The organism is Streptomyces montanisoli, assembly GCF_017813245.1.
GTDB classification, from domain to species: domain Bacteria; phylum Actinomycetota; class Actinomycetes; order Streptomycetales; family Streptomycetaceae; genus Streptomyces; species Streptomyces montanisoli.
Map to the genome: position 1 here is coordinate 1 of NZ_JAGIQL010000345.1, position 1994 is coordinate 1994.

Below are 1994 nucleotides of genomic sequence, written 5' to 3' on the forward strand. Positions count from 1 at the left end.
TCCCGTCCTCCCGGCCGCGCCCGCCTCCGCCCAGGCGCCCCCCGCGCCCGCCGCCGGGCCCGCCGCCGGCGCCCGGCAGGCCGACTTCGAGGCTGCGGCCGCCGAGTTCCACGTACCCGCGTCCCTCCTGCTCGCCCTGGCCTACCAGGAGACAGGCTGGGACGCGCACCCCGGCAGCCACAACACCGGCGGCGGCTACGGCCCCATGGACCTGACCGACGTGACGGCGGCGATGGCCGCGGGCAGCGGCGCCGGCGCAGCGGGCCGGGGCGACATCTCGTCGTTCACCCACGACCCCGCCCTCCACACGCTCGGCAAGGCCGCGGAACTGACCGGCACGCCCGCCGCCCGGCTGCGCACCGACACCCGCGACAACATCCGCGGCGGCGCCGCGCTCCTCGCCGCCTACGAGAAGTCGCTGACGGGCTCCACCCCCAGCGACCCCGCCCAGTGGTACGGGGCCGTCGCCCGCTACAGCCGCGCCTCCGGCCGCACGGCGGCCGGCGCCTTCGCCCGCCGCGTCTACGCCACCCTGCGCACGGGCGCGAGCCGCACCGCCGACCAGGGCCAGCACGTCTCCGTCACCCCGGACCCCGGCGTCCACCCGGCGACCTCGCAGCTCGCCGAGGCCTACCCGAAGGCGCCCGCCCCTGACCCGGCGGCGCGGCGGCCGGAGTGCCCGCACATGATGACGTGCCGGTTCCTGCCGGCCGACCCGACGAACGGCCAGGTCGCCGACCGGCCCGCCGACGGCATGGACGTCAAGTACATCGTCATCCACGACACCGAGACGTCCTACGAGGACGCCATCAAGGAGTTCCAGACGCCCGGCACCGTCTCGGCGCACTACGTGATGAAGGCGTCGGACGGCTCGGTCACCCAGATGGTGCCGGACAAGGACATCGCGTTCCACGCCGGCGACTACTGGTTCAACATGCACTCGATCGGCATCGAGCACGAGGGGTTCGCCGCCCACGGCGCCACCTGGTACACGCAGGCGCAGTACCAGGAGACCGCCGACCTGGTGAAGTACCTGTCGCACAAGTACGGCATCCCGCTGGACCGCGAGCACATCCTCGGCCACGACAACGTCCCGGCGCCCACCGACGGCACGGTGACGGGCATGCACTGGGACCCGGGCCCGTACTGGGACTGGAACAGGTTCATGGCGCTGCTCGGCAAGCAGGCACCCGCGCCCCGCGGCGCCGGCCCCGTGGGCACCGCCGTGACGATCTCGCCGTCCTTCGCGCACAACGAGCAGACGGTGACGATCTGCCCCGTCGACGACGGGGCCGGCACGACCAGGAAATGCGCCGACCGCACCGCACCGTCGAACTTCCTCTACGTGCGCGGCGCGCCCGACGCGACCGCGCCGCTCCTCGCCGACCCCTACCTGCACCCGAACGGCACCGGCACGACCGGCATCGCGGACTGGGGCGGCACGGTCTCCTCCGGCCAGCAGTACGTGGTCGCGGGCAAGAAGGGCCGCTGGACGGCGATCTGGTACGCGGGCAGGAAGGGCTGGATCCCCAACCCCGGCGGCAGGAACACCACCCCGGCCCCCGGTGTGCGCATCGTCAGGCCGAGGAACGCGGACGCGACGGCCGGCGTCCCGGTGTACGGCGTGGCCTACCCGGACGCGTCCGAGTACCCCGCGGGCCTGAAGCCGTCCACGATGGCGCCGCTCGGCAAGTACACGGTGCCGGGTGGCGAGGCGTACGTCGCGACGCGGCGCGCGACCGGCACGGACGACTTCTTCGCGAGCAGCGGCAGGGTCGTCGAGGGCGCGCGCACATTCTACACGATCCAGTACAACCACCGGGTGGAACTGGTCGACGCGGCGGACATGAGAGCGTCACGAAGCAAGTGACGCGCCACGCGCCGCGCTCGTGGCACGGGCCGCGGCTCTGCCGGCACCCGCCCCCGCGTGAGTCCGGCCCCGCGGGCCGCGACGCCGGGCGGACGCCGTCGCCCTGCCCGGTGTCCGGCGTGCG

General features: G+C 74.4%; 1 protein-coding gene. It reads left to right on the top strand.

Going from position 1 to position 1994, the window contains the following annotated elements; all coding sequences use genetic code 11:
- A partial coding sequence (locus JFN87_RS33040) for an N-acetylmuramoyl-L-alanine amidase (RefSeq protein WP_245182857.1) occupies positions 1 to 1870 on the top strand: 1870 nt, incomplete at its 5' end.
- Positions 1871 to 1994 lie beyond the last annotated feature (124 nt).